The sequence below is a fragment of the Campylobacter concisus genome (assembly GCF_015229965.1).
In the GTDB taxonomy this organism is placed as follows: domain Bacteria; phylum Campylobacterota; class Campylobacteria; order Campylobacterales; family Campylobacteraceae; genus Campylobacter_A; species Campylobacter_A concisus_BD.
This window is the reverse complement of record NZ_JAAKZB010000004.1, coordinates 62,546-88,528: the sequence shown is the minus strand read 5'-3', so window position 1 is coordinate 88,528 and position 25,983 is coordinate 62,546. Positions and strand designations below refer to the sequence as shown.

Here is a 25,983-nt window from a genome sequence, read left to right as displayed (position 1 = left end):
AGATGTCACATAAAAATCCTGACAGGATCAGCGAATACGAATTCTCCATCGGCGTTAGGCTGACACACTGGATTAGATTTGTAGCTATCACGCTTTTGGTTGTGAGCGGCTACTACATCTCTTATGTCTTTATGAGTCCAGAGGTCACGAGCGAGCCTACAAATTTCATGCAAGCAAAGTGGCGTTTGGCGCACCAGGTCGCTGGCTTTGTGCTAATAGCGGTATTTATCTTTAAATTTTATCTATTTGTCTTTGATAAACACAGCAAAAAAGAGTGGATGAGCGTGCTTGACTTTTTAAGTCCAAAAGTTTGGATAGCGCAGATAAAGTACTACATCTTTATGGGACCGCACCCGCACTTAAGGGGTGTTTATAACCCATTGCAGTTTGCCTCATACTTTTTCTTTTACGTCATCTTGGCACTCATCTGCCTAACTGGCCTAGTGCTTTACGCTCACGTTTATCACAATGGACTTGGCGGAGCGATCTACGAGCCAGCGAGATACTTTGAAGAGCTTATGGGCGGACTAGCAAATGTTAGAACGATACATAGAATTTGCATGTGGATCATCATGATATTTGTGCCAATTCACGTTTATATGGCGATATTTAACGCCGTTAAAGGCAAAAATGGAGCGATGGACGCCATCATTAGTGGCTATAAATTTGTAAAAGAACACTGATGAGAGTGCTAGTTCTTGGCATTGGCAACGTTATGTTTGCTGATGAGGGCATAGGTGTTCATTTTGTAAATTTGATGGCTAAAAACTATAAATTTACAAGCTCTAAAAACGAGCTTACTCTAATGGACGGGGGCACTTTAGCCCTCGCTCTAACTCACATTATAAGCGAATTTGACTATCTCATCGTCGTTGATTGCATTAGCGCAAATGGCGCAAGCGTGGGCGATGTTTATTTTTTCGACTTTCTAAACGTACCAAATTTTATCAGCTGGGACGGCTCGGCTCACGAGATCGAGATGCTTCAAACCCTTCATCTAATGGAGCTTGCAGGCGACAGGCCGACAACCAAAATCTTAGGCATCGTGCCTAGCCGCATAGAATCATCAAATTTTAGCCTCTCAGATGAAGTGATAAAAGCTTCTAACATCCTAGAAAAAACGCTACTTGATCACTTAAAAGAGCTTGATTTTAAGTGCGAAAAGATGGCAAATTTCACCTTAAACGACACCCTCGATGACTACGCCAAAAAAGGTTTAAAATGATACTTGCTTTTAAATTTGACTGCTTTAAAGAGGCAGCCTTTTTGGCGCCATTTTTACGCTCATTAGCTGGGGAGCTTAAGCACTCTATAAGCTGTAAAAATGATCAAATTTGCCTAAAAGTAAGTGGCTCTGTTGAGGAGCTTAGCGCCCTAGCAGACAGGGCAAGCGCCATTTTACCTTATAGCCTTTTTATAAAGCATAGCGAGGTTGATGTGGCAGATGAGCTTGACGTGGCAGGTGAGATTAAAAAGATAAAATTTGGCACGCTTAGCCCATCTCAAGCAGCGGTATTTTTGGCTAATGGCAAGGCTATTTTAAATGAAAGCGGCGTGCTCTCTTTGAGTAAATTTGATGGCGAGATAACGCTTGATAATTTTAATGAAAAGCTAAAAACCTGCCTAAATTTATTAAAAAGCGGCAAGGGCGTTTGCGTAGAGCAAGATGAAAATTTATATGAAATTTCTCTTGGGGTGAAATTTGATGCAAATTTCTTGATACCTGTAAATTTAAAGCAGCTACCAAAAATTTTTATCGCCGATGATAGGTCGCAGATCGCGCTTGCTAGCTTTGAAAAGCCACTTTTGGCACTAAAAACGACAGCCATTTATAGGCAAAATCACGAGGATGCACCGCTTTTTTTTGACGTGATGGCGCCAAATGATCTTTTTCTTTACGCCCTTTGCGAGCAGCTAAACAAAGAGGACTTTAGCTTTTTAAGCGTTTCTGTAAAGGAGCAAAAAAGCGCTCTTTCAAGGCTTGCTTTGCTTGAAAACAGCGCAGTTTTAAGCCCATTTTTTTATACAAAAGATGAGGAATTTGAGCTTAGCTATTTGGGCGAAGTGGCTTTGGGACTTAAATTTAGCAAATTTAGCGATGATGAAATTTGCCTGCTTTCAAAAACAAGTAAAACGCAGCTTCTGTTTTTACCAAAATTTAGCAGCTTTGAAGAAATTTATGAGCTTATAAGAGCTGATGAGAGCGGCGAAAGACTACTTGAAAACTTTAGCAAAGAGCGCGTCTTGCCAAGTGGTAAATTTAGCTCAAACACTAGCTTTTTCTCACTATTTTGCATAGCTGGACGCTTGCTTGGCTTAAGTGATGAGTTTAAAAAAGCAGGGGAGAATTTGCTTCTTATGGCAGCTGATTTTAGCGGCCAAAAGGGCGTTAGGATCGATTATAAGATGAAAGATGACTTTGGTTTAGACGGGGTTAAGTTTGTAAAAAGTATTATTTCGTTTATCCTTGCTGGCGCTGGAGAGAAGAACATCAGCTTTGGTTGCACCGAGTCTTTGGCGCATTTTTTGAGCGATTTTAGCTATGAAAAACGAGATAAATTTAACATTAAAAATGTTACTTTAAGCGGGGATTTATTTTATAATAAGGTAGTTAGCAACTTGATAAAAAAGCACCTAAACCCAAATATAAAAACAAATTTTGACCCCGGATTTGGCATTGAGATCAAGCTTTAGATATGAGATCAAAGGCTTAGTTCAAGGCGTTGGTTTTAGACCTTTTGTCTATACTTTAGCGGACAAATTTAAGCTAGTTGGCGAAATTTACAACGATGATGAGGGCGTGAAGCTAAATTTTAGCGGCGAAGAGGCTAGCTTTTTGGCTTTTGAAAAAGAGCTTTATGAGAAGCTACCAGCCCTTGCTAGGATCGATGAACTGCATAAATTTAAGATAGATAAAATTTATAAAAAGCTTGAGATCGTAGCCTCAAAGTCGGCTACCAAGCAAGCGCCTATCTTGCCTGATTACGCGCTTTGCGATGACTGCTTGCGTGAGTTTTATGACCCCACAAATCCACGCTACAAATACCCATTTATAAACTGCACCAACTGCGGACCGAGATTTTCCATCATCAAAGCATTGCCTTATGACAGGGTAAATACGACGATGAGCGAGTTTAAGATGTGCGAGTTTTGTGAGAGCGAATACAAAGACCCGCTTAATCGCCGCTACCACGCAGAGCCGATCTCTTGCCCAAACTGCGGGCCAAAACTCTATCTAAAAGATAAATTTGGCAAAGTCTTAGCTAGCGAGAACGAAGCAGCCAAAGAGGCGGCTAGGCTCATAAACGAGGGCAAAATTTTAGCCATTAAAGGGCTTGGTGGCTTTCATCTAGTTTGCGACGCGACAAATGAAGCCGCAGTTTGCGAGCTAAGAGCTAGAAAGCACCGCCCAAGCAAGCCATTTGCTCTGATGAGTAAAAATTTACAAAACGCCAGAAAAATAGCGCAAATTTCAGATGCAGAGGCGAAGCTTCTTACTTCAAATTTAAAGCCCATCGTCTTGCTTGAAGCAAAAAATGGCTCAAATATCGCAAAAAGCGTCGCGCCAAATTTAAATAAGCTTGGCGTCATGCTCGCATTTAGCGGCATACATCTTTTGCTATTTGACTATTTGGAACACGACATCATCGCAACTAGCGCAAACATCTCAGGCGAAGTCGTCATAAAAGATGAGAGTGAGCTAAGAGAAAAACTAGGTGAGATTATAGACTTTTATCTTGATCACGACCGAGAAATTTACTCACCAAGTGACGATAGTATCGCATTTTGCGTTGGTGAAGAAGTGATTTTTACAAGAACGAGCCGCGGCTTAAATCCAAATTTCATCCATACAAATTTTAAGCAAAAAGGGACATTTTTAGCCCTTGGAGCGGAGCTAAAGAGCTCATTTTGTATCTACAAAGACGGCCTTTTGATGGTTAGCCCATATATCGGCGATCTAAAAAACGTGGCGACTTTTGATAGGTTTAAGGACATTTTCACCCTTTTTGAAACAACTTATGATCTAAAAATAGACAAGGTCATAGCCGATCTGCATCCAAATTTTTTAAATACAAAATGGGCGAAGGATCAGGGCTTTGAGCTAATTCATCTGCAGCATCACTACGCGCATTTGCTAAGTGTAATCTTTGAAAATGATTTGCCATATAAAGAGTATCTTGGCTTTTGTTTTGACGGCACTGGATACGGAGAGGATGGCAAAATTTGGGGTGGCGAGGTCTTTAGGCTAGATAAAAATAGCTACAAGAGAGCTTATCACTTTGATGAATTTAGCTTATTTGGCGGCGAAAATAGCATAAAAAATATCTATCTCATCGCTTATTCTATTATTTTGAAGTACGAGCTTGAGGATGAAGGGCGTAAGTTTTTAGTAAATTTTGATGAAAAAGTGCTTAGAAATTTCAAGATGATGGAGCAAAAGGGGCTAAATTTAGTAAAAACTAGCTCTGTTGGTAGGATATTTGACGCATTTGGTGCGATAATATGTGGCATATCTCGCTCTAGTTTTGAGGGCGAGAGTGGCATGAGGCTTGAGGCACTTTATGATAAAAATTTAGATGCGTATTACAAATTTAGTCTAAATGACGGAGTTATCGGCTTTAAAGATGCCTTTAAAAGTGCGCTAAAAGATGAGCCAAGAGTGGCGGCAACGGCATTTATAAATGGCATGGCTGATATTATTTTTGAAATTTCTAAAAGTGAGAAAAAAGAGATTTTGCTAAGCGGTGGAGTTTTTCAAAATAAGACTTTGCTTGAGCTTATTTACAAAAAATTTACTAAAGCAAATTTGAAATTTTATATCAATAAGAAATTCTGCAGTAACGATTCTAACGTAAATTTAGGGCAAATTTATTATTATTTATCCACATTTTCTAATAAGTGATGTATAATTATTTTAAACGGTAATCAAACGAGAAAGGAGCAAAAAATGGATAGTGTTATACGTTTTAGTGTTTCTTTGCCTAGTCAATTACTAGACGAACTGGATAGAAAAGTTAGCGAACAAGGCTACGCTTCTAGGAGTGAATTTACAAGGGATTTGATCCGTGAAAAGATCGTAAGCGACAGCTGGAAGGACGCTAACGAGGAGTTGATCGGGGTTTTGACGCTCATTTATGTGCATCATCACAACGATTTGGTGAATAAAAAAATGGATATCGAGCATGACTCTGATGTGAAGATCATCTGCACAAATCACGTTCATGTCGATCACCACAACTGCTTAGAAACGATCTCGATAAGAGGTGAGGCTAGCAAGATAGAGCGCTTTGCTGATAGGATTGCTGGCTTAAAGGGTGTTAAGTTTTCTAAACTTACAAAGGCCGCTGTGCCTAAATTTTAAGCTAAAAGCTTTTTTGGCTCTTAAATTTAGGTTTTTTGTAAATAGCTAGCAGCGCTTTCTTGGCTGCAGAGCTTGTCTTATTTTGTCTTTTTGGTAGTTTTTAGCAGTTTTTGTGATCCATTTTTGCAAATTGTTATTGGGTTTTGCTATTTCTTGCTTGCCTGATATCTTTTTTGTGGCGAAAGTTTGATGACCGTTTCTTTTTGCTTGGGCTTTGGCTAAAGCTAAATTTGCAAAAGCCCGCCCAAGTTTTTTGGCTTTGTAAATTTCTCCCTTTTTTTACTTTATTTTTGTTCTAGCATTTTTGGCGCTTGTATGCTATCATTAGCCACAAAAAAATGTCATTTAAAGAGAATGAAAGATGAATTTTTACAATAGAAATTTTCTAGCCAAAGAGCTAGATCGCTGGCAAAAAGAGGATGTGGTCGATAAGGCCACCGCTTTAAAGATAGCAAATTTATATGATATAGATATAAACGCTCATAGCGAAAAGACTAGTTTTATATTAAAGTTGGTTGCCTATCTCTTTTTCGCGCTGGCATTTTTTACCCTTGTTGGAGCCTACTGGGAGGAGATACCAAGGATGGGGCGCCTTGTTATCATCTTTGGAGTGCTTACTCTTTTAAATTTTGGCGGAGTTTATTATCTCAAAAAGGGCAAAGATAAGCTTGGCACAGCCACGCTCTTTTTGGGAAATTTCTGCTACGGAGCAGCCATAGCGCTTATCGCTCAAATTTATAACATTAGCGACGAGCCAAGCGGTGGAGTTTTGCTCTGGAGCGTTGGAGCTATGGCGCTCTCTTTTGCTAGCAAAAAGGCCTTGCTGGTGGCTCAAAGCCTTGTTTTTGCGACGATCTGGTTTGTTTTAAAGGGCATGGGTGGCGAGTTTGCTTATGAATTTATCGTCTTTATAGCCCTTGGCGCCTACATGCTTTATAAAAGTGACTCTATTTTTCTTGCCATCATGCTTCTAGCGGATATATTTTTCTACATCGTTTCACTTTGCGCTAGGATCAGTGGGTTTAACGAATTTTATGACTATGATCTTATGTTTAGAGCGCCGATGGCTGCTACTTTATCGCTCTCATACGCGCTTTTACTTGTCGCGCTCTTTAGCGTGTTAGCTGGCTTTAGAGATAGACTGGCGCACCTTGTAAAAGGCTTTGGCAAGTATCTTGGCATCATTATCTTGATCGTTTGCCTGATAGCTTATGCAAATGGCGACATCTACGAGCTAGAAGAAGATAAATTTTGGTTTGCAAAAGCATTTTTTTATAGCAGTTTTGGCAAGGTTTTTGCCGTATTTAGCATCGCTAGCATTGCGCTATTTTTCAAAGAGAAAAACAAAAGCGGCTTGCTTCTTGGCCTGATACTCTTTGCGTTGCCATTTGTCTTTAGCTTAGGCGTGGGATATGCAAATATCTTCTTCTCGCTAGCAAACATCATCGTCGCAGCCGTGCTTATCAAAAATGGCGAGCTAACGCTAGGACTATGCATGATATTCTTAGTTGCGGTGGTTAGATACTTTGAGCTAATAGGCGATTATTTGGGGGCTACGGCGCTATTTATCATCTTTGCCTTCGTCGTGCTCGCAGTTGCTGCTAAAAAAGGACGTACAAAATGAAGATAAGATCACTAATACTAGCCATAATCTTTCAAATTTTACTAATAATTGCGATGCTTGCATACGCGCTCATGCCACTTTATCTTGGAAAAGAGATAAAAGTGAGGGTAAATCTCTACGATCCAAGGGATCTCTTTCGCGGAAACTACGTGAGCTTGAGCTATGATTTTTCAAATTTGCAGCAGTATAAATTTGATGAAAAAACTGGCGTTGAGATAGATATATATGATAGAAATATCTCAAAAAATGATGAAATTTACGCCATTTTAAAGCAAGATGCTAATGCCACTTACGCTTTTGATAAATTTAGCTTTACTAAGCCAAAAGGCGCTCTTTTCTTAGCTGGCAAATTTGATGGATATTCATTTGTAAAATATGGCATCGAAGAGTTTTATATGCCAACTAAAAAGGCAAAGCAAACCGAGCGAGAGATGATGGATCAAGACGTGGATGCTGTTGCTGTTTTGATGGTGATGGATGATGGCAGAGCAAGGCTAAAAGATATCATCATCACGCCAAATGGCAAAAAAAGAAGCAATGATGAAAATTTTGATGAAAATGGCTACACAGATGATAACGAGAGCTTTGAAGAGCCAGATAAAAACATTCGCTTGCAAGATCAAAGGTAAATTTAAAGGGATGATTAAAAAACGGGTTAATTTATCTCATTTGCATAAAATGCCCTTAAATTTTAATTTTATTTTTAAATTTAAGCGTTAAAATCTCTGAAAATTAATAAAAAAGGATAATAAAATGTGTAAAGATTGCGGTTGTTCAATGGGAAATCACGCCCACACTCACACTCATGCTGACGGCACCACTCACTCACACCCACACACTCACGATGGGCATACAGATCACGCTCATGACGCTCACGAGCATAGCCACGAGGCTCACGCACACCCTGTGCTAAACGAGAGCAAAACGATAGATGTGATAGAGAAAATCCTCTCAGAAAACGACAAAGAGGCCGCTCACAACAGAGCGCATTTTGATGAGAAAAAGATACTTTGTGTAAATTTGATGAGTAGCCCAGGTGCTGGCAAGACCACACTTTTAGAGGCTACGATAAAGGCTGGTAAATTTAAGATAGGCGTTGTCGAGGGCGATTTAGAAACAAATCAAGATGCCGACCGCATAGTAAAAGCTGGCGCAAAAGCTCATCAGATAAGCACAGGTCAGACCTGCCACTTGGACGCATTTATGGTGCATGAGGGGCTTCATCACCTGCCACTAAATGAGCTTGATCTAGTCTTTATAGAAAATGTTGGAAATTTAGTCTGTCCTGCAAGCTACGACGTTGGCTCACACTTTAACGCTGTGCTTCTTTCAGTGCCAGAGGGCGATGATAAGGTGAGTAAATATCCAGTGATGTTTAGGGCTGCTGACGTGCTTTTAATCACTAAAGCTTCGCTTGCACCGCACTTTGACTTTGACATCGAGCGAGTGAAAAACGACGCTAGAAAGCTAAATCCAAAGGTCGATATCTTTGTGATAGATAGCAAAACAGGCGAGGGCATCGATAAATGGATAAGTTATTTGGAATTTAAAAAAGAGCTAAGATAATGTGTCTTTCGATCCCTTCAAAAGTAATAGAAATAGATGAAAACAACGTTGCTACCGTCGAGACTCTGGGCGTTACTAGAAAGGTAAGCCTAGATCTCATCTCTGAAGAGGTAAAGGTTGGCGAATACGTGCTAATCCACGTTGGATACGCTATGCAAAAGATCGATACGCAGTTTGCGCTTGAGAGCTTGGAGGTCTATCAAAAGATCGCTGAGGATATGGACGCGGGGAAAATTTGATGGATCTTATCAATGACTTTCGCGATAAAAATTTAATCCTTGCCCTTTCAAAACTCATACAAAAAGAGAGCGTAAAACCGCTAAATATCATGGAAATTTGCGGTGGTCACACGCATAGCATTATGAAATTTGCACTGCCAAGCTTAGTTGGAGAGCATATAAATTTCGTCCACGGCCCAGGCTGTCCAGTCTGCGTGATGCCAAAAAGCCGCATAGACGAGGCCTGTAAGCTTGCTAGTATGGATGATGTGATCTTTTGCACGTTAGCTGACATGCTAAGAGTGCCTGGCTCAAAGACAAGCTTGCAAAAGCTTCGCGGCGAAGGGCATGATATAAGGGCGCTTTACACGCCACTTGATGCACTAAATATCGCTAAGCAAAATCCAGACAAAAAGGTCATATTTTTTGCGATCGGCTTTGAGACGACGACACCGATGAGTGCAAATTTAGTTGAAAAAGTGGTACAAGAGGACATTAAAAATTTATACTTTCACATAAATCACGTAACTGTTCCAGCTCCAGTTAGAGCTATAATGAGCGATGAAAACGTGAGGATAGACGCATTTTTAGGACCAAGTCACGTAAGCGTCATCACGGGTAGTAAAATTTACAAAGAGCTAGCGAGCGAATTTAAAAGACCCATCGCCATTAGCGGCTTTGAGCCACTTGACATCATGGCAAGTGTATTAAATTTAGTTCGTCAACAAAACGCAGGCACTTATGAAGTCTATAACGAGTACGCAAGGGCGGTCAAAGAAGAGGGCAACGTAAAGGCAAAAGAGCTCATCGCTAAGTACTTTGAGCCGTGCGACTTTGTCTGGAGAGGCCTTGGCGAGATAGCGCAAAGCGGCATGAAGCTAAAAGATGAGTTTGCCTATCTTGACGCTAGAGTGCAGTTTGACTGCAGCGTAGAGAGCGCTGGCGAGAGCAAGGCTTGCATTTGTGGGCAAATTTTAAGAGGGCTAGCAAAGCCGACTGACTGCAAGGTCTTTGGCAAGGTCTGTAACCCGCAAAACCCGCTAGGATCGTGCATGGTCTCAAGCGAGGGCGCTTGTGCGGCATATTTTAAATACGCAAGAGTTGGTTAAGGAATTTAATGAAAAAGATAATGCTAAGCCACGGCGGCGGCGGCGAGGAGATGAACTCGCTTATAAACGAGACGATATTTAAAATTTTTGATAATGAAATTTTAAGGCAGAGCAACGACTCAGCGATACTAAATTTAAACGGCAAGATCGCATTTAGCTCCGATAGCTTTGTGGTAACTCCCATTTTTTTTAATGGCGGCGACATCGGCAAGATCGCGGCTTGTGGCACGATAAACGACCTTGCGATGGTTGGAGCAAGCGCAAAATACCTAAGCTGCTCGCTCATCATCGAAGAGGGGCTAAGTATAGAAGAGCTTGAAAAGGTGCTTGGCTCGCTTGCAAAAACTTGCAAAGAGAGCGGCGTGAGCGTGGTTTGCGGCGATACGAAGGTCGTGCCAAAGGGCAAATGCGATAAAATTTTCATAAACACAGCAGGTATCGGCGAGATAGTTTGCGAGGGCGTAGAGCTTAAAAATTTAAAAGCAGGGGCAAAAATCTTAATCTCTGGAGATGTTGGTAGACACGGCGGTGTGGTGCTAGCTGCAAGAGAAGAATTTGAGCTTGGACTTGATCTAAAAAGTGACTGCAAGAGCCTAAAAGAGATTGTCTTAAAGCTATTTAGCGCTGGCATAAAACCACAAACTATGCGTGATGCGACAAGAGGCGGACTAAGTGCGGTGCTAAATGAGTGGGCTAAATTTAGTAAATTTGATATCTTAGTTTTTGAAGAAAATATCAAGGTTGCAGACGAAGTGATGGGCGTTTGTGAGCTCTTTGGTTTTGAGCCTTATGAGCTTGCAAATGAGGGCACTTTTGTGATGGCTGTTGATGAGAGCCAGGCCGAGGACGCGCTTAAAATTTTAAGAGAATTTGATCAAAATGCGATGATAATAGGCGAGGTTTTGCAGGCCAAAAACGAGCGCGTCATCATCGAAAACGCCTATAAATCAAGAAGATTTCTCGAGCCGCCAAAGGGCGAGCTACTACCAAGGATCTGCTAATGCACGAGCTTAGTATCGTTCAAAATTTAGTCAGCCTTTGCGAGAAAAATGCCGCCAAAGAAAATGCAAAAGAGATAAGCAAGATCGAGATAAAAGTTGGTCGTTTAAGCGGAGTGGAGCCACACTATCTAGAGAGTGCCTTTGATGTTTATAAGGCTGGCACGATCTGCGAAAACGCCGAGCTTGTGATAAATCTGCAAGGCATTGTTGTAGAGTGTTTGGATTGTGGATTTGGCGGGGAGCTTAGCGAAAATGACTTTACATGTCCAAAGTGTAAAAGTCAAAATTTAAAGGTGACTGACGGCGAAGATATGTATCTTATGCGCCTTGAGATGAAGTAAAATTTTACGTATTATAATGCGTAAAATTTTATGAATTTATTGATTTTTATGGATAGTGTTAAATTTTTCTCAATCAAACGCCTAAAGAGCTATAAAAACGAGCAAGAGCATAAAAGAAATTTTGCTAGTGCAGGCTAGCTTAAAATCTTGATATTTTAGAAATTTCCGCTAGAAATTTAGCTTTTAAGGCTTTGGTGGATAATACAAGGTAGATATTTTAAGCTCTTTTGGCGGCTACTTTGAGCTAGATGATCTCTTTGTCTCAAAGCAAACTTTTGGATTTTGGGCGAAAATCATCGATGAAGCCAAAATCCACAACGATATCGTCAATCTTGATAAGCTTGATTTTAAAAAGTATTCTAAATTTAACCGCAAAAATAAACTTTTAAACTATCAAAAAGTAAAGATTTTATATGACCTTGCTGTTAAAATTCGAAACCGAGCATTTCATTTTGAAAATCTTTATAAGCTAAATGACGATCAAACGCCGAGAATTTCAACTCGTGTTGGTAAAACTTTAGTAGGCATTGATCCACAAATGTTAGAAAATTTCATTAATGACGTACTTTTTGTTTTGACGAAGTGCCTGCAAGACACACAAGCAAGTGTCGGATAGGCTCCTCCGCAAACTTCGTCAAGGTTACGCTAAACAATAATTTTTTTTGCGTAATACTTTACTCAAATATCAAAAACGGAGCTTGCAAGACGTTTCTTATTATCTTTAGTGGCGATAGTAGGGCATCTTGCAAGATCTGCGTCGAGTACTCGGGCTTTTCAGTCGTGCCGCGTATGGCAATGACGGTTGAGAGCGAGCGGTCTTTGCCAAGGATGATTTGGTTGATGAGTGGGATCTTGTCGATGATGCCGCTTGCGTCTTTTAGTATCTTTAGCTCAAGATCGATATTTATCTTTTTGCTCTTTAGATCGATCGTACCGCGTCCGCCGATATCTGCGCTCGTGCCTATCATCTCAATGGCTAAAAACTCGATCACATCACCCTTTCTAGTAAGTAAAATTTTGCCGTTTTTAACGGTAAAACCCTTGTCGTTAAAGTCAGGTGTTTTAAAGCTAAGAAGCGACGGCACCGAGTTTAGAAAGCTTAGCAGTTTTTGATAAAAGATGTAGTCTTTTAGATACGTGCCAAAAAATCTCACCTCCGCCTTAAACTCTTTTGTGCTCTCTCCAAGCAGTTTTAGGCGAAATTTACCGCCCTCAAAGCTCTTGAGACCAAAAAGGTCGTTGATAAACTCGCCGCTTATATCAGTTGCGTCTAAATTTATGCTTTTCTCATCGCTAAAATATCCAACTCTGCCTTGTTTTGCCAGTCCATTTAGCGAGACGCTCTTGCCCTTTTTTTCGGCGCTAAAGCTAGTAAATGGCAAGGTTTTGTTTAGGTCTTGCAAGATGATGTCGCCATTTTTTGCAGATAGCTCTATGGGCGTGCTTTGCGTTTGGTTACTGCTCTCATTGTTGTCAAGAACGACTAAATTTAGATCCTGTGTATTTACACCAACGCCTTTTTCTTTTATCTCAAGAGCCAGCTTCTTACTAGCGCTATTTACCTTTACTACGCCGTTTTGAACTAAGATATTAACGTCATCTCTATCATATTTTGAGCCATTTTTATCCAAAAACGGCAGGTCAAATTTAAGCCCTTTTGCCAAAATTTCAAGATTAGTAAAGTCCCTACTCTTTATGCTCACGTCTTCAAAGCCAAGCACGCCATTTTGCTTTAAAACTGGGGAGTTTTGCATGATGAAGTTGCTGTTTTTTGTAGTTATCACGCTCTCATCGCCAAAGCTTAAATTTAGCCCAAAAGGCTCAATACTAAGCGTGGTCTCATTTGGCTTACTAAAGTCAAGAAATGCAGTAAATGGCTCATTTTTAAAGGCTAAAATTTCATCATTTTTCTCTTTTAGATCAAAGCTTTCTATGACGCCCTTTATCTCGCCGCTACTCTTTTGCAGGTCGATATTTGCCACGGCGTTTGCTCTAAAGAAGTCAAGCCCAAAACCAGTCGCATCAACGCTTAAATTTGCCGTGTTTATGAGCTTTACAAGGGCACTTTTAGCGTTAAATTTACTCCCAGCGATATCCAAAACTGCGTCACTTATCTTAAACTCACCATTTGCGATGACGCTTTTTTCATCAAAATTCTCTAAGCTTTTCTCGTCAAGTTTTATTAAAATTTTAAGTCCAGCGTCCATTTTGCCGCTTAGTTGTTTGACTGGCACGATGATCTTATAAGCTCTTAATATATCATTTATCGCCTCATCGTAAATAGAATTTGTCTTTATAAATAGCTCTAAATTTGCACTTTTTTCGTCAAAGATGTTGTTTATCGCGACGTTTGAGCCATCAAGCTTTTTGCCTTTATAAACAGGCGCTATGAGGTCAAATTTAAGCTTTGAGTTTTTAAGCGTGATATTTGCCTCAGCGACATTTACAGCGGGCAGGTCTTTTTCAAATTTAACTAGCAGATTTTTCGCATAGGCGGTCGCATTTAGGTCGTTTAGATAAAAGTCGTTTTTGGCTAGATCGACCTTGCCGTTTATCTCGTTTAGGTGGTAGTCGTTTGCCACGACATAGCCATATATCCAGCTTTTTACCTCGCTGTTTAGCTCTATGCGCCTATCAAGCTCGTCTATAAAGTCCTTGATATTGCGAGCATTTACGTCATATGCTTTGTAGGTTAAAAATGTATCTTTTAAAGCAAAGCTAAGCTTGCCATTTAGCTCGTGCGAAGTGAAATTTCCGTCAAATTTATAGTCATCTTTGTCAAAATTTGCGCTGCCTTCGCCGCTAATGCTGACGTTAAAATCTTTAAAGCTCAAATTTCTCACGCTAAAGCGGTCTACGCCATCTTGCTGCTCGTTTTGAAATTTGATATCGATGTTTAGATAAGGGCTATCGACGAAAAATATATCATCTAAAAATAAAATTTTGATCTTAAAGTCATCGCCGATCTGCACGCTCTCAAGCGAAATTTCTTGAAAAAATGTGTCAAGATAATCCACACCCTGGCTAAGGTTTAAAAGCTGCTTGTCGCTGGCCTTTTGCTTGGGCTCTTGTTTAAATTTAGGAAGCTTTATCTGCTTTGCTCTTACAATTATTTTTTTATCTAACTTTATATATAATTGCTCCAATTTTACGCCGTAAAACTCGAAATCGTTAATTTTTATGCCGTATTTTAAAAGCAAAACAAGCGAAAGTATCAAGATGATAAAAAATTTTATAAAAAAACCATACCTAGATATTTTTTTTGATATCGTACTCATCGTCGTCCTAAGTCTTTTTGTATATTTAGCACGCCCTATAAACACAAGCAAGGTCGTTTTTATACCAAAGGGGAGTGTGGGCGAGATTATATCTTATTTAGCTAATCGCAACTTTAACTTAAGCGCGATCGACAAGTACGCCATGCGCTTTATCGGCTCGCCTCAGTCAGGCTGGATCGAGATAGGCAAAGATAAAATTTCAAGGGTTGATTTTTTAAAAAAACTTGCCAAAGCAAAGGCTGCGATGACGGAGATCACGCTAATACCTGGCGAAACTACGATCGTTTTTTTAAACCAGATAGCAGCCCAGCTAGGACTTGACGCAGTTAAACTAAATAGCGAGTATAACGCCCTTGCGCCAGTCGCTGATGGCTTTTTGATGCCAAATACTTATAAAATTCCAGTTGGCATCAGCGAAAGACATCTGGCCTATTACCTTGTAAATTCATCTAAAAAGGCGCAAAGCGAGATCAGCAGGAAAATTTTTGGCGAGTACAACGAGAAAAAATGGTTTAAAATTCTAACCATCGCCTCTATCATCCAAAAAGAGGCCGCAAATGACGCTGAGATGCCACTTGTCGCCTCAGTCATCTACAACCGCCTAGATAAGGGCATGAGGCTGCAGATGGATGGCACGCTAAATTACGGCATCTACTCGCACGATGTGATCACGGCTGAGCGCATAAGAAGCGACATGAGCGAGTTTAACACCTATCTAAACGACGGCATACCGCCAAGTCCAGTCTGCTGCGTCTCTATAAGTGCGATAAAAGCGGCGATAAACCCTGCAAAGAGCGATTATCTATACTTTGTGCTTGATAAAAAGGCAAAAAAACACATTTTTTCAAAAACCTTAAGCGAGCACAATCAAAATATCGCAAAATAGGGCTAAAATACAACTAGCTTTAATAAAAAACGTGATAAATTTCAAAAAATCAAAAGGGCTAAAATGAGTGACATTATCTGGACTAAAACCGACGAAGCACCGCTATTTGCAAGCTACTCTCTCTTTCCTATCGTTAAGAGCTTTTTATCACGTGCTGGCATTAGCATAACTAGGGCTGACATAAGCCTTGCTGGGCGAATTTTATCTCTTTTTAGCAAAGAGCTTGGACTAAACAAGGCCGATGAGCTAGAGCTTTTGGGCGAGCTAACCGCGCACAAAGAGGCAAATATCATAAAACTGCCAAACATCTCAGCCACGCTCGTTCAGCTAAAAGCAGCTATTGAGGAGCTTAGAAGCAAGGGCATAAACGTGCCATTTTATCCAGACGAGATCATCACAGACTACGACGAAGAGGTCGCTAAAAAATATGCAAAAGTGCTTGGTAGCGCTGTTAATCCAGTGCTAAGACAGGGAAACTCAGACAGAAGAGTTTTGCCACCGGTTAAAGAATTTGCCAAAAAGCACCCACATAGCAACGGCAGCTGGGATAAGGCGAATAAAACTAAAATTTGCTACATGCAAAAGGGCGATTTTTACGAAAATGAGCGCTCAATCATCGCTAGCAAAGATGAGAAATTTTATATAAATTTTATAAGTTTAGATGGCAAAAAAGAGCTTTTAAAAGAGCTTGCCGTCCAAAGTGGCGAGATAGTTGATGCTACATATTTAAGCGCAGATGAGCTGGATAAATTTTATGAAAGCTGTTTTGAGAGTGCGCTAAAAGAGAATTTGACCCTTAGCCTTCATCTAAAATGCACGATGATGAAGGTTAGCGACCCAGTCATCTTTGCTCACGCGATAAAGAGCTATTTTAAAGAGGTTTTTGAGCTATTTGGCGATGAATTTAAGGCTCACGGAGTTGAGGCAAAAAACGGCTTAAAAGATATGTTTGCTAAAATTTCAACTCTTAAAAATAAAGATGAAATTTTGGCTAAATTTGATGAAATTTTGAGCAAAAAGGCAAAAATTTGGGCACTAAATGAAAGTGCCAGCAACTTTGACGTGCCAAATGACGTCATCATCGATGCCTCTGTGCCTGCACTCATTAGAAACTCTGGCAAGGTAAAAGATAAGGACGGAGAGCTAAATTTCTCGCTTTGCATGATCCCAGACAGGACTTACGCTAGGGTTTATGAGGCCTGCGTGGCGGACTTTAAGGAGCATGGCGCACTTGATGTGAGCAACATTGGCAGCGTGGCAAACGTTGGGCTAATGGCTAAAAAGGCCGAGGAGTATGGCAGCCACGATAAGACCTTCATCGCAAAAGAGGACGGAGAATTTGTTGTTTTTGATGAAGCGGGCAAGAGCGTCTTTAAATTTAGCGTCAAAAGTGGCGACATTTTTAGGATGACGCAGGTTAAAGAAGATGCGATAAATGCGTGGTTTGAGCTTGCTTTAAAAAGAGGCGAAATTTCAAAAGATGAGCTTATATTTTGGCTAGATAGCAGCCGCGCTCATGATAGAAATTTGATAGCTAAATTTGAAAAATTTAGAGATAAATTTACTAATGCTGGCGTGAAATTTGAAATTTTAAACTACGAGCAAGCAACTAAAAAATCGCTTGAAGCGATAAGAGCTGGCAAAGACGTCATAGGCGTAACTGGCAACGTTTTAAGAGACTATCTAACCGATCTTTTCCCGATATTTGAGCTAGGTGGCAGCTCAAAAATGCTCTCAGTAGTGCCACTACTTGCTGGTGGAGCGATGTTTGAGACTGGTGCTGGTGGGACGGCTCCGACGCTTGTAAAAGAGCTAAAGGAGAAAAATCACCTGCTTTGGGATAGTCTGGGCGAGTTTTTGGCGCTTAGTGCATCGCTTGAACATCTAGCTTTTTTTAGGCAAAAAAAAGAGGCAAAAGAGCTAAGTGATGCGCTAAATAGAGCAGTTGCTAGCTATTTGGATGAAAACAAAACGCCAAATGCTACTCTTGATACTAGAGAGTCGCACTTTTATCTAGCGCTTTTTTGGGCGAGAGAGATGGTAAAAAGTGGCGGGATTTTAAGCAAAATTTTCGCAAATTTAGCAGACGAGCTAGAGAAAAATGAGAGTGAAATTTTAAAGCAGATCAGAGAAAATGATGGTGCAAGCGCGGAATTTGACGGATACTACCTGCCAGACGAAGCAAAGGCAAATGAGGTCATGAGACCAAGTGAAATTTTAAATAAAATAATAGGATAGAAGATGAAAATAAGTGTAGTTGGAGCTGGAAACGTCGGTGCTAGCATAGCTTATGCGCTTTGCATGAGAGAGCTTTGCGATGAGATCGTGCTTGTGGATATATTTGGCGATGTGGCGCGTGCAAAGGCGATCGACCTAGCTCAGTCAAGCTGTGTCTTTAACGCTAAAACTAGCGTTTGTGGTGGCGATGATTTTGTGCTAATTGAAGGCAGTGACATCGTCATAGTCACAGCTGGAAGCCCAAGAAAAGAGGGTCAAACCAGAGAAGATCTGCTGCTTAAAAACGCCGTTGTCGTAAAACAAACTGCGCAAAAGATAGCTGAATTTGCCAAAAACGCAGTGATAATAGTTGTCACAAATCCGCTTGATGTGATGGTCTGGACGGCTCATAAATTTAGTGGTTTTAGCAAAAACAAAGTGATCGGCATGGCTGGCGAGCTAGATAGCGCAAGGTGCAGATATGAGCTAGCGCTTTTAAAAGACAAAGACGCCAGCAAGCTAAGAGCAAAGATCGTCGGCGCTCACAATGACGAGATGATCGTATCAGCTAGCAATATAAGCGAAAAATTAAATGAAAATGAGCTAAAAGTGCTCAAAAAAGAGACAAGCACCGGTGGCGCAAAGATAGTTAAGCTTCTTGGCACTTCAGCTTACTACGCACCAGCGGCTGCAGCTGTGAAGATGTGCGAGATGATCGTCGGTAAGAGCGATGAGATAATAAGCGCTAGCGTGCTAATCGATGATGAACTAAGTTGTGGCAGGCTAGTAAGGCTTGGACGTGATGGCTTGAAAGAAATTTTAGAGCTAAATTTAGACGAAGACGAGCAAGAGCAACTAAACAAAAGTGAAGCTGAAATTAGAAAAAATATCAAATTTTTAAAAGAAAACTTAGAGTAGGAAGATATATGATCGTAAAAGAAAATGTCCCAGTTTGGGTCGATGAGAGCAGGTGTAAGGCCTGTGATGTCTGCGTGAGCTACTGCCCGGCAGGCGTGCTAGGTATGAGGCTTGAGCCAAAGGCGGTGCTTGGCAAGATGATAGAGGTGGTCTATGCTGATTCATGCATAGGATGTCGTGACTGTGAGCTTCACTGTCCTGATTTTGCCATTTATGTGGCTGATAAAGGCTTTAAATTTGCAAAGCTAACACCTGAAAGCAAAGAGCGAGCTGCGGCTGTAAAGGCAAATAAATTTGCAAAACTTGGAGAGAGCGCATGAGAGAGGTAGTATCAACTGGAAATGCCCTAGTAGCAAGGGCTGCGGTCGAGTGCGGCTGTAACTTCTTTGGCGGATATCCTATCACTCCAAGCAGTGAGATCGCCCATGAGCTAAGCGTGCTTTTGCCAAAACATGGCGGCACTTTTATACAAATGGAAGATGAGATAGCTGGGATTTCAGTGGCTCTTGGCGCAAGTGCGAGCGGTGCTAAGGCGATGACTGCTAGCTCTGGACCTGGGATTTCGCTAAAGGCTGAGCAAATAGGCCTTGGCTTTATCGCTGAGATACCGCTCGTCATCGTAAATGTCATGCGCGGTGGCCCTTCAACTGGTCTGCCTACCCGCGTCGCACAAGGCGATATCTTGCAGGCTAAAAACCCAACTCACGGCGATGTAAATATGATAGTGCTAGCGCCTAGTAGCCTAGAGGAGTGCTATACGCAGACGGTGCGTGCATTTAATCTCGCAGCTAGATTTATGACGCCAGTTATGCTGCTGCTTGATGAGACGATAGGCCACATGCAAGCTAGAGTGCGCCTGCCTGAAATTGGCGAGCTTGAAATTTATAAAAGAAGAGAATTTAGTGGCGAGCCAAAAGAGTATAAGCCATACGAGGCAGCACCAGACGCGCCAGCTACGCTAAATCCTTTCTTTAAAGGCTATCACTACCACATAACTGGGCTTCATCACGGAGCGACTGGCTTTCCAACAGAAGATGGCAAGATCGTTGAAAACTCGATGAATAGGCTATTTGATAAGATAAATTTACACACTGATGAGTGCGAAGAATTTGAAGAGTTTATGCTTGATGACGCTGAAATTTGCATCATCGCCTTTGGCAGCGTGGCTCTCTCAGCCAAGCAAGCGATATTAAATTTACGTGAAAAAGGGCTAAAAGTAGGGCTATTTAAGCCACTCACACTTTTCCCAGCTCCAGCTAAAAAGCTAAAAGAGATATCAAATAAATTTAAGAAAATTTTAGTCTGCGAGCTAAATTTAGGTCAATATAGTGGCGAAATTTCAAAGATCATCTTAAGAGATGACTTTGCAAAACTGCTAAAAGCAAACGGCAGACCGATAAGCCCAAGCGAGATCGAGGCGAAGATAGGAGAAATTTATGGCTTTTAATTACGATAAATATTTACGAACAGACAAAATGCCTACTCTTTGGTGCTGGGGCTGTGGCGACGGCGTCATACTAAAGGCGCTCATCCGCGCTATCGACGCCATGGGCTGGGACATGAACGACGTTTGCGTAGTTTCAGGTATAGGCTGCTCTGGACGCTTTAGCGGATATCTAGACTGCAACACCATCCACACAACTCACGGCAGAGCCGTAGCATATGCTACTGGCGTAAAGATGGCAAACCCAGACAAGCACGTCATCGTAGTAACTGGCGACGGCGACGGACTAGCGATCGGAGGTAATCACACGATACATGGATGTCGCCGAAATATCGGGCTAAATCACATCTTAATCAACAACTTCATCTACGCGCTAACAAACTCGCAAACCAGCCCAACCACGCCAAAGGGCATGTGGACGGTCACAGCGCAGTATGGCAACATCGATCCTAGCTTTGACGCCTGTAAGCTCGCAACTGCCGCAGGTGCTAGCTTTGTCGCACGTGGTAGTGTCATCGAGCCAGAGAAGCTTACAAAGCTCTTTGTAGAGGGCTTTAGTCACGATGGATATAGCTTTTTTGATGTATTTTCAAACTGCCACATAAATTTAGGCCGCAAGAACAAAATGGGCGAGGCGGTGAAAAATTTAGAGTGGATAAAAGGCCGCACGACTAGCAAGGTCAAATTTGACATGCTAAGTGACGAGGAGAAAAAGGGCATTTTCCCACTTGGCGTGCTTCATAAAGATGAAGAAAAGATCGAATACACCAAGGCTTACGACAAGGTAAGAAAGGCTGCTATGAGCGGCGAAGCGATAGATTTTAAGGAGCTAGCATGAAGTCACAGCTAAGATTTGTCGGCGTTGGCGGACAGGGCGTCATACTAGCAGGCGAGATCCTCTCAGCCGCCAAGATAAAAGCAGGTGGATATGGCGTCAAGGCCTCTACCTACACGTCTCAGGTGCGTGGCGGTCCAACGAAGGTCGATATCATACTTGATGAGAAAGAAATTTTATACCCTTACGCAAACGAGGGCGAGATAGACTTCATGCTTGCCACTGCGCAGATAAGCTACAACGCCTTTAAAAGCGGCGTGAAAGAGGGCGGTGCGATCGTTGTTGAGCCAAATTTGGTAAAAGTAAGCGATGAAGACAAAAAGCGCTGGAAAATTTATGAAATCCCTATCATCTCTATCGCAAAAGACGAGGTTGGTAATGTCATCACTCAAAGCGTCGTGGCTCTTGGTGTGGCTGTGGCGATGAGTAGGTGCATGGATGAAAATTTAGTGCGTGAAGAGATGCTAGCAAGCGTGCCAGCTAAGGTCAAAGAGGCAAATGCCAAAGCTTACGAGCTAGGCCTAAAATACGCAAAAGAGCTTTTGAAATAAATTTTTGGCTAAATTTAAATTTAGCCAAAATCTCCCAAAATGGATCAGATAAAACTAGAAAATTTCTGCAAAGAATATGGCTTTGAGATGCCGATCATTAGGAGCTTGTCAAACGATGAGTGCTTAAAGATAAGAGAGAATTTACTTCATAAATTTAGCCTAGATGATATAGATGAGTTTTTTAAGATAGATAAATTTAGCAAGCTTGATGGCTTTAATGCGGACGAAGAAAATTTTGACCTCAAGGCTCTTTTTAGTAAGCTTAACATCGCTACGCCAAATGAAATTTGCATAAATTTTAATAAATTTGAGAGCATTGATATTTTGCGCTTTGATGATTTAGATAAATTCTTTAGCGATATCTGGTATCCGTCACTTGATGACATTGAGATATTTGATATAAATTTAAGTTTTATTATTTCAGTCAGACACTATGGGGCTATCTATTATTTTACTTTCTAGCTATCAAAAATTTACAAATTTATATGATTTTTGATAATCATACGATTTTTATCCCATTTAAATTTATTAGTTTTAATTATTTATTTATATTTAAGTAATATCCTCAAATATACGTAGAATTAGCGATTTTATAACATTTTATCTATTTTTATTAGTATATATTGCGTGGTAATATCATTTTTATCTTTATCAAAATAATAAATTTATAAGTAGTTGCTACAAATACGATAAAATGGTCTTTTACTAAATGGTTTTAGCTATCAAATCTCACTATATAACCTAAAATAAATTCTTATGTTTCTTTTAAGTAAATTTTATGTAAAGTTTCATCATTAATTTTTTTATTAATATAGTTGTTTTAAAAAATGTTAAGAAATGAACTGGCGGTGCGTTTTAAACGCTAATAAACTTATTAAAATAGGAAGTTATCAATGAGTGAAAAATTTACCAGAAGAGAATTTCTACAAAGCGCCTGTATCAGCGTAGGTGCGCTAGCTACAACAGCTGGTGCGACCAATGTTTTTGCTGGTGAGTTGCCAAAGGGCAATGAAAATGGCTTGCCATCTGTTGATGTGCTAATAATCGGCTCTGGCGGTGCTGGACTTCGTGCAGCAACAGCCGTTCGCAAGCAATATCCAAACTCAACCGTCGTTGTCGCTACAAAGATGATGCCATCACGTAACGCAACCTGTATGGCAGAGGGTGGCATAAACGGCGTTACAGACTTTAGTAACGGTGACAGCTTCAAGCTTCACGCGTATGACACAGTTAAAGGTGCGGCTTATCTTGCTGATCAAGATGCAGTTGTGAAATTTTGCGAGGCAGCAGGCGCAGTCATCCACGAGCTAGATTACAACGGCATGCTCTTTTCTCGTATAGACAATGGCGACGTAGCGTTTCGTTTCATGGGTGGCGCTAGCAAAAAACGCTGTAACTACGCAGCTGATAAAACCGGTCACGTTTTGATGCACGCCTGTCTTGACGACGCTATCACAGCTGGCGTTAAATTTCTAATGGATCACGAGCTACTTGAGATCGGTCTTGAGGACGGCAAGGTCGAAGGCGTCGTTCTTCGCAACATTCAAGATGGTCAAATTTACCCAGTTCTTTGCAAATCTCTAGTCATTGCAACTGGCGGATACACTAGAATTTTCTATAACCGCACATCAGTTCCATTTATAGCAACAGGCGATGGCATCGCTGCTGCGCTTAAAGTAGGTCTTGGTTTTGAAGACCCTGAGATGCTTCAGTTTCACCCAACTGGCGTTCAAAATGGTGGCACGCTAATCACAGAAGCAGCTCGTGGCGAGGGTGGTTACTTGCTAAACAACAAGGGCGAGCGCTTTATGAAAAACTATCACGAAAAGATGGAGCTAGCTCCTCGTGACGTCGTCGCTCGTGCTATCGAGACAGAAATCCGCGAGGGTAGAGGCTTTGGCGAGGGCATGAGCGCTTATGTGCTTTGCGATGTTCGTCACCTTGGCAAAGATACTATCATGAAAAAGCTTCCTAAAATTCGCCACACAGCGATGCTTTTCCAAGACATCGACCTTATCGAGCAACCAGTTCCTATCCGCCCAACAGCTCACTACTCAATGGGTGGTATAGAGGTAGCTAAATTTGATGATATGAGCACAAAAATCCCTGGAATTTACGTAGGTGGCGAGGCCTCATGCGTATCTATCCACGGCGCAAACCGCCTTGGTGGAAACAGCCTAACTGACGCAGTTGTAACTGGTGATCTAGCAGGCAAAGGTGCTGGTGCTTACGCTCAAAATGCAAAATTTGCAAGCGGCAAAAAGACTTCTGAGCTTGCAAAAATGTGGCAAGATAAATTTAAAGCCATAGCAACAGGCGAGGGTGGCGTAAATGATATGTACGCACTTCGTGAAGAGCTTGGTAAAAACAACTGGGATCTAATGGGTATCTTTAGAACTGGTGCTAAACTAGACCAACTCTCTAAAAACCTAGAAGCTATCCAAGCAAAATATGACACCCTTAAAGTGCCAAATCAAAACCCAGTCATGAACACAGCATTTACTGACTATGTCGAGCTTGGCAACCTTATACTTCTTTCTCGTGCAGCATGTCTTGCAGCGCAAAATCGTCTTGAGAGCCGTGGCGCTCACACAAGAGAGGACTATCCAAAAAGAGATGATGTAAATTTCTTAAAACACAGCATAGTCACACTAAAAGACGGCAAGTTGGAGCTTGGCTACAAAGATGTTGTGACAGGCATATTTTCACTTGACGGCAAGAAGCCAGAGTAAGGAGCTAGGATGAAAATTATTATCGACCGTTTTGACGGAACTAAAAAATATGAATCAACTTATGAGCTAACAAATGAAGAGGTCAAAGGCAAAACTCTTTTAACAGTGCTTTTTGACATCAAACAAAAAAAGGATGCGACGTTAAATTTCACAGCATCTTGCCGCTCAGCGATATGCGGTGCGTGCGCTGTTAGAGTAAATGGTCACTCATATCTAGCTTGTGATACAAAGATGAACGAGCTTTTGGCTGAGTATGGCAACCCAGATACTATTAGAATTTCACCACTTGGAAATTTTAAGGTTATCTCAGATCTTATGGTGGATTGGGAGCCAAGTATCGAAAATTTACGCAAGATCAAACCAAGCATTACTGCTAAGCCAGAATTTAGCGCCGAAAAAGGCTGCAAGCAAAGTCAAAAAGAGTATGACAAAGTAGCGCTTGAATGGGACTGCATACTTTGTGGTGCGTGTGCTAGCGAATGCAATAAGCTTGAAGCAGATGCGAGTGATTATATGCAGCCGTTTGTATTTGTTCATGCTTATAGAGCCGCTTTTGACTCACGCAGCAAAGATCCTATGCCACACCTAAAACCAGCTATTGACAACGGACTTTGGATGTGTGTAAAGTGCCAAGAGTGTGCTGACCGCTGTCCAAAAGGCATAAGCGCATGCGCTGACATAACTGATCTTCGTATCATGGCTATACAAAAAGGCTTTAACGAGGGCATGGGACCAGATCACGCTGAGGCATTCTTAACTGATCTAGTTGATGGCTCAGGCAGACTAAATGAGGTTAGACTTGCACTTCGTTCAGAAGGCGTTATCAAAAATATGGGCAAAATGGATATCGCAGCAAATTTAATGCTCGCTGGTAAGATGAATCCACTTCATATTTTTGGTGAAGAGGATATTGAAGGACATGATGATCTAGTAAAAATGATAAACGCGGCTCGCAAAGCTGCTAGTAAGGAGTAACTATGCAAAATGAATTCGCTTTTTTCCCAGGATGCGTACTCACTCAAGCAGCTAAAGAGGCTAAGATGTCGCTTGAGGCCATCGCTCCATTACTTGGCTGGAAGCTTCACGAGATAAAGGGCTGGAGCTGCTGTGGGGCCCAACAAGCACAAGACGTCGATCCCATCGCTGCACTTGTGGCAAATGCTAGAAATATAGCGCTTGCAGAGCAGATGAATATGCCGATGCTTACGACATGTTCAACCTGTATGCTAACTCTAACAAGAGCAAAAAGCACGCTTGATAAGGGCGCAAAAGATCGTATCAATACCTTTTTGGCTGAAGGCAATATGAAATATAACGGCTCAACCGAGATCACAAGCCTTCTTTGGGAGCTTTACCAAAATGTCGATACGCTAAAAGCAAAGGTTGTTAAGCCACTTAGCGGCCTAAAAGTGGCACTATTTTACGGTTGTCACAGCCTAAGACCTGAAAAAGATCTGCACAATAGAGAAAGTTCAGTCAATCCAAAGAGTTTTGAAACCGTCGTAAGCGCACTTGGCGCTACTATCGTGCCATTTGAGAAAAGACTTGACTGCTGCGGCTTCCATGCTAGCTATCCAGCTGGAAAATCAGTAAGAAAAATGTCAAGCCAGATCGTAAATAACGCTGATCAAAATGGCGCAGACGTAGTTGTAACTCCGTGCCCACTTTGTCAAATGCAACTTGACATCTATCAAGAGAGATATCAAGATGAGAACCACTCAGATGTTAGAAAACCTATCATCCACCTCTCTCAGCTTGTAGGTCTCGCACTTGGTCTATCTGTTGAAGAACTAGGTCTTGATCTAAACATCATCGACGCTAGCAAGATAGCGTAAATTTTATCCCACGTCTTTTGGCGTGGGAGATTTCAAACATAAATTTTTCAAAATAAATAAAATTTG

24 protein-coding genes are annotated in these 25,983 nt (G+C 41.3%); 23 read left to right on the top strand and 1 reads right to left on the bottom strand.

Annotated elements, in window-relative coordinates; genetic code table 11:
• The first annotated feature begins 2 nt into the window (after positions 1-2).
• The 12 genes from cybH (at position 3) to hypA (ending at position 11,221) form a co-directional block, all read left to right on the top strand.
• The gene (gene cybH, locus G6W43_RS03055; protein ID WP_194169116.1) at positions 3-683 is read left to right on the top strand and encodes a Ni/Fe-hydrogenase, b-type cytochrome subunit; all 681 of its coding nucleotides are present in this window, start codon (positions 3-5) and stop codon (positions 681-683) included.
• Complete coding sequence (locus tag G6W43_RS03050; protein WP_194169115.1) at positions 683-1,225, top strand: HyaD/HybD family hydrogenase maturation endopeptidase; 543 nt, start codon at positions 683-685, stop codon at positions 1,223-1,225. Before cybH ends, G6W43_RS03050 begins: the two co-directional genes overlap by 1 nt.
• Positions 1,222-2,694: a hypothetical protein gene (locus G6W43_RS03045; protein ID WP_194169114.1), complete on the top strand. Its 1,473-nt coding sequence runs from the start codon at positions 1,222-1,224 to the stop codon at positions 2,692-2,694. The genes G6W43_RS03050 and G6W43_RS03045 overlap by 4 nt, the downstream gene beginning before the upstream one ends.
• On the top strand, positions 2,678-4,903 hold the full coding sequence (gene hypF / locus G6W43_RS03040; RefSeq protein WP_194169113.1) for a carbamoyltransferase HypF: 2,226 nt from the start codon (positions 2,678-2,680) through the stop codon (positions 4,901-4,903). Before G6W43_RS03045 ends, hypF begins: the two co-directional genes overlap by 17 nt.
• Before the next feature lie 45 nt (positions 4,904-4,948).
• Positions 4,949-5,362 carry a nickel-responsive transcriptional regulator NikR gene (gene nikR / locus G6W43_RS03035; RefSeq protein ID WP_009293882.1) on the top strand — a complete coding sequence of 138 codons (414 nt, stop codon included), beginning with the start codon at positions 4,949-4,951 and terminating at the stop codon, positions 5,360-5,362.
• 361 nt (positions 5,363-5,723) lie between these two features.
• On the top strand, positions 5,724-6,986 hold the full coding sequence (locus G6W43_RS03030; protein ID WP_194169112.1) for a DUF2157 domain-containing protein: 1,263 nt from the start codon (positions 5,724-5,726) through the stop codon (positions 6,984-6,986).
• Positions 6,983-7,615: a GDYXXLXY domain-containing protein gene (locus G6W43_RS03025; RefSeq protein WP_194169111.1), complete on the top strand. Its 633-nt coding sequence runs from the start codon at positions 6,983-6,985 to the stop codon at positions 7,613-7,615. The genes G6W43_RS03030 and G6W43_RS03025 overlap by 4 nt, the downstream gene beginning before the upstream one ends.
• A gap of 124 nt (positions 7,616-7,739) precedes the next feature.
• Positions 7,740-8,552, top strand: a complete 813-nt coding sequence (gene hypB / locus G6W43_RS03020) for a hydrogenase nickel incorporation protein HypB (RefSeq protein WP_194169110.1) — start codon at positions 7,740-7,742, stop codon at positions 8,550-8,552.
• Positions 8,552-8,791, top strand: a complete 240-nt coding sequence (locus G6W43_RS03015; protein ID WP_009293878.1) for a HypC/HybG/HupF family hydrogenase formation chaperone — start codon at positions 8,552-8,554, stop codon at positions 8,789-8,791. Before hypB ends, G6W43_RS03015 begins: the two co-directional genes overlap by 1 nt.
• A complete protein-coding gene (gene hypD, locus G6W43_RS03010; RefSeq protein WP_194169109.1) occupies positions 8,791-9,879 on the top strand; it encodes a hydrogenase formation protein HypD in 1,089 nt (362 codons plus the stop codon). Before G6W43_RS03015 ends, hypD begins: the two co-directional genes overlap by 1 nt.
• 8 nt (positions 9,880-9,887) lie before the next feature.
• On the top strand, positions 9,888-10,880 hold the full coding sequence (hypE, locus tag G6W43_RS03005) for a hydrogenase expression/formation protein HypE (protein ID WP_103646904.1): 993 nt from the start codon (positions 9,888-9,890) through the stop codon (positions 10,878-10,880).
• Positions 10,880-11,221, top strand: a complete 342-nt coding sequence (hypA, locus tag G6W43_RS03000; protein ID WP_021085088.1) for a hydrogenase maturation nickel metallochaperone HypA — start codon at positions 10,880-10,882, stop codon at positions 11,219-11,221. Before hypE ends, hypA begins: the two co-directional genes overlap by 1 nt.
• A 674-nt stretch (positions 11,222-11,895) precedes the next feature.
• On the opposite strand, the gene G6W43_RS02995 is transcribed toward hypA, so the two are convergent.
• The gene (locus G6W43_RS02995) at positions 11,896-14,367 is read right to left on the bottom strand and encodes an AsmA-like C-terminal domain-containing protein (protein WP_194169108.1); all 2,472 of its coding nucleotides are present in this window, start codon (positions 14,365-14,367) and stop codon (positions 11,896-11,898) included.
• Positions 14,368-14,440: 73 nt separating this feature from the next.
• Between G6W43_RS02995 and mltG the strand changes: the two genes are divergently transcribed.
• The 11 genes from mltG to sdhE all read left to right on the top strand — a co-directional run bounded on the left by mltG (position 14,441) and on the right by sdhE (position 25,917).
• Positions 14,441-15,385 carry an endolytic transglycosylase MltG gene (gene mltG, locus G6W43_RS02990; protein ID WP_194169107.1) on the top strand — a complete coding sequence of 315 codons (945 nt, stop codon included), beginning with the start codon at positions 14,441-14,443 and terminating at the stop codon, positions 15,383-15,385.
• A 63-nt stretch (positions 15,386-15,448) separates the two neighbouring features.
• Positions 15,449-17,623, top strand: a complete 2,175-nt coding sequence (locus tag G6W43_RS02985; RefSeq protein WP_194169106.1) for an NADP-dependent isocitrate dehydrogenase — start codon at positions 15,449-15,451, stop codon at positions 17,621-17,623.
• Between the two features lie 3 nt (positions 17,624-17,626).
• Positions 17,627-18,520, top strand: coding sequence for a lactate/malate family dehydrogenase (locus G6W43_RS02980; RefSeq protein WP_149712285.1), 894 nt, complete (start codon positions 17,627-17,629; stop codon positions 18,518-18,520).
• 8 nt (positions 18,521-18,528) lie between these two features.
• A complete protein-coding gene (locus G6W43_RS02975) occupies positions 18,529-18,840 on the top strand; it encodes a 4Fe-4S dicluster domain-containing protein (RefSeq protein WP_009293870.1) in 312 nt (103 codons plus the stop codon).
• A complete protein-coding gene (locus tag G6W43_RS02970) occupies positions 18,837-19,967 on the top strand; it encodes a 2-oxoglutarate synthase subunit alpha (protein ID WP_194169105.1) in 1,131 nt (376 codons plus the stop codon). The genes G6W43_RS02975 and G6W43_RS02970 overlap by 4 nt, the downstream gene beginning before the upstream one ends.
• Complete coding sequence (locus G6W43_RS02965) at positions 19,957-20,802, top strand: 2-oxoglutarate ferredoxin oxidoreductase subunit beta (protein ID WP_103617205.1); 846 nt, start codon at positions 19,957-19,959, stop codon at positions 20,800-20,802. The genes G6W43_RS02970 and G6W43_RS02965 overlap by 11 nt, the downstream gene beginning before the upstream one ends.
• On the top strand, positions 20,799-21,350 hold the full coding sequence (locus G6W43_RS02960; protein ID WP_021087611.1) for a 2-oxoacid:acceptor oxidoreductase family protein: 552 nt from the start codon (positions 20,799-20,801) through the stop codon (positions 21,348-21,350). Before G6W43_RS02965 ends, G6W43_RS02960 begins: the two co-directional genes overlap by 4 nt.
• A gap of 39 nt (positions 21,351-21,389) precedes the next feature.
• Positions 21,390-21,812, top strand: coding sequence for a heat-shock protein (locus G6W43_RS02955; RefSeq protein WP_194169104.1), 423 nt, complete (start codon positions 21,390-21,392; stop codon positions 21,810-21,812).
• Between the two features lie 431 nt (positions 21,813-22,243).
• A complete protein-coding gene (gene sdhA, locus G6W43_RS02950; RefSeq protein WP_194169103.1) occupies positions 22,244-24,082 on the top strand; it encodes an 8-methylmenaquinol:fumarate reductase flavoprotein subunit in 1,839 nt (612 codons plus the stop codon).
• A 9-nt stretch (positions 24,083-24,091) separates the two neighbouring features.
• Positions 24,092-25,057: an 8-methylmenaquinol:fumarate reductase iron-sulfur subunit gene (gene sdhB, locus G6W43_RS02945; RefSeq protein ID WP_194169102.1), complete on the top strand. Its 966-nt coding sequence runs from the start codon at positions 24,092-24,094 to the stop codon at positions 25,055-25,057.
• Positions 25,058-25,059: 2 nt separating this feature from the next.
• Positions 25,060-25,917, top strand: a complete 858-nt coding sequence (sdhE, locus tag G6W43_RS02940; protein WP_194169101.1) for an 8-methylmenaquinol:fumarate reductase membrane anchor subunit — start codon at positions 25,060-25,062, stop codon at positions 25,915-25,917.
• Positions 25,918-25,983: the final 66 nt, after the last annotated feature.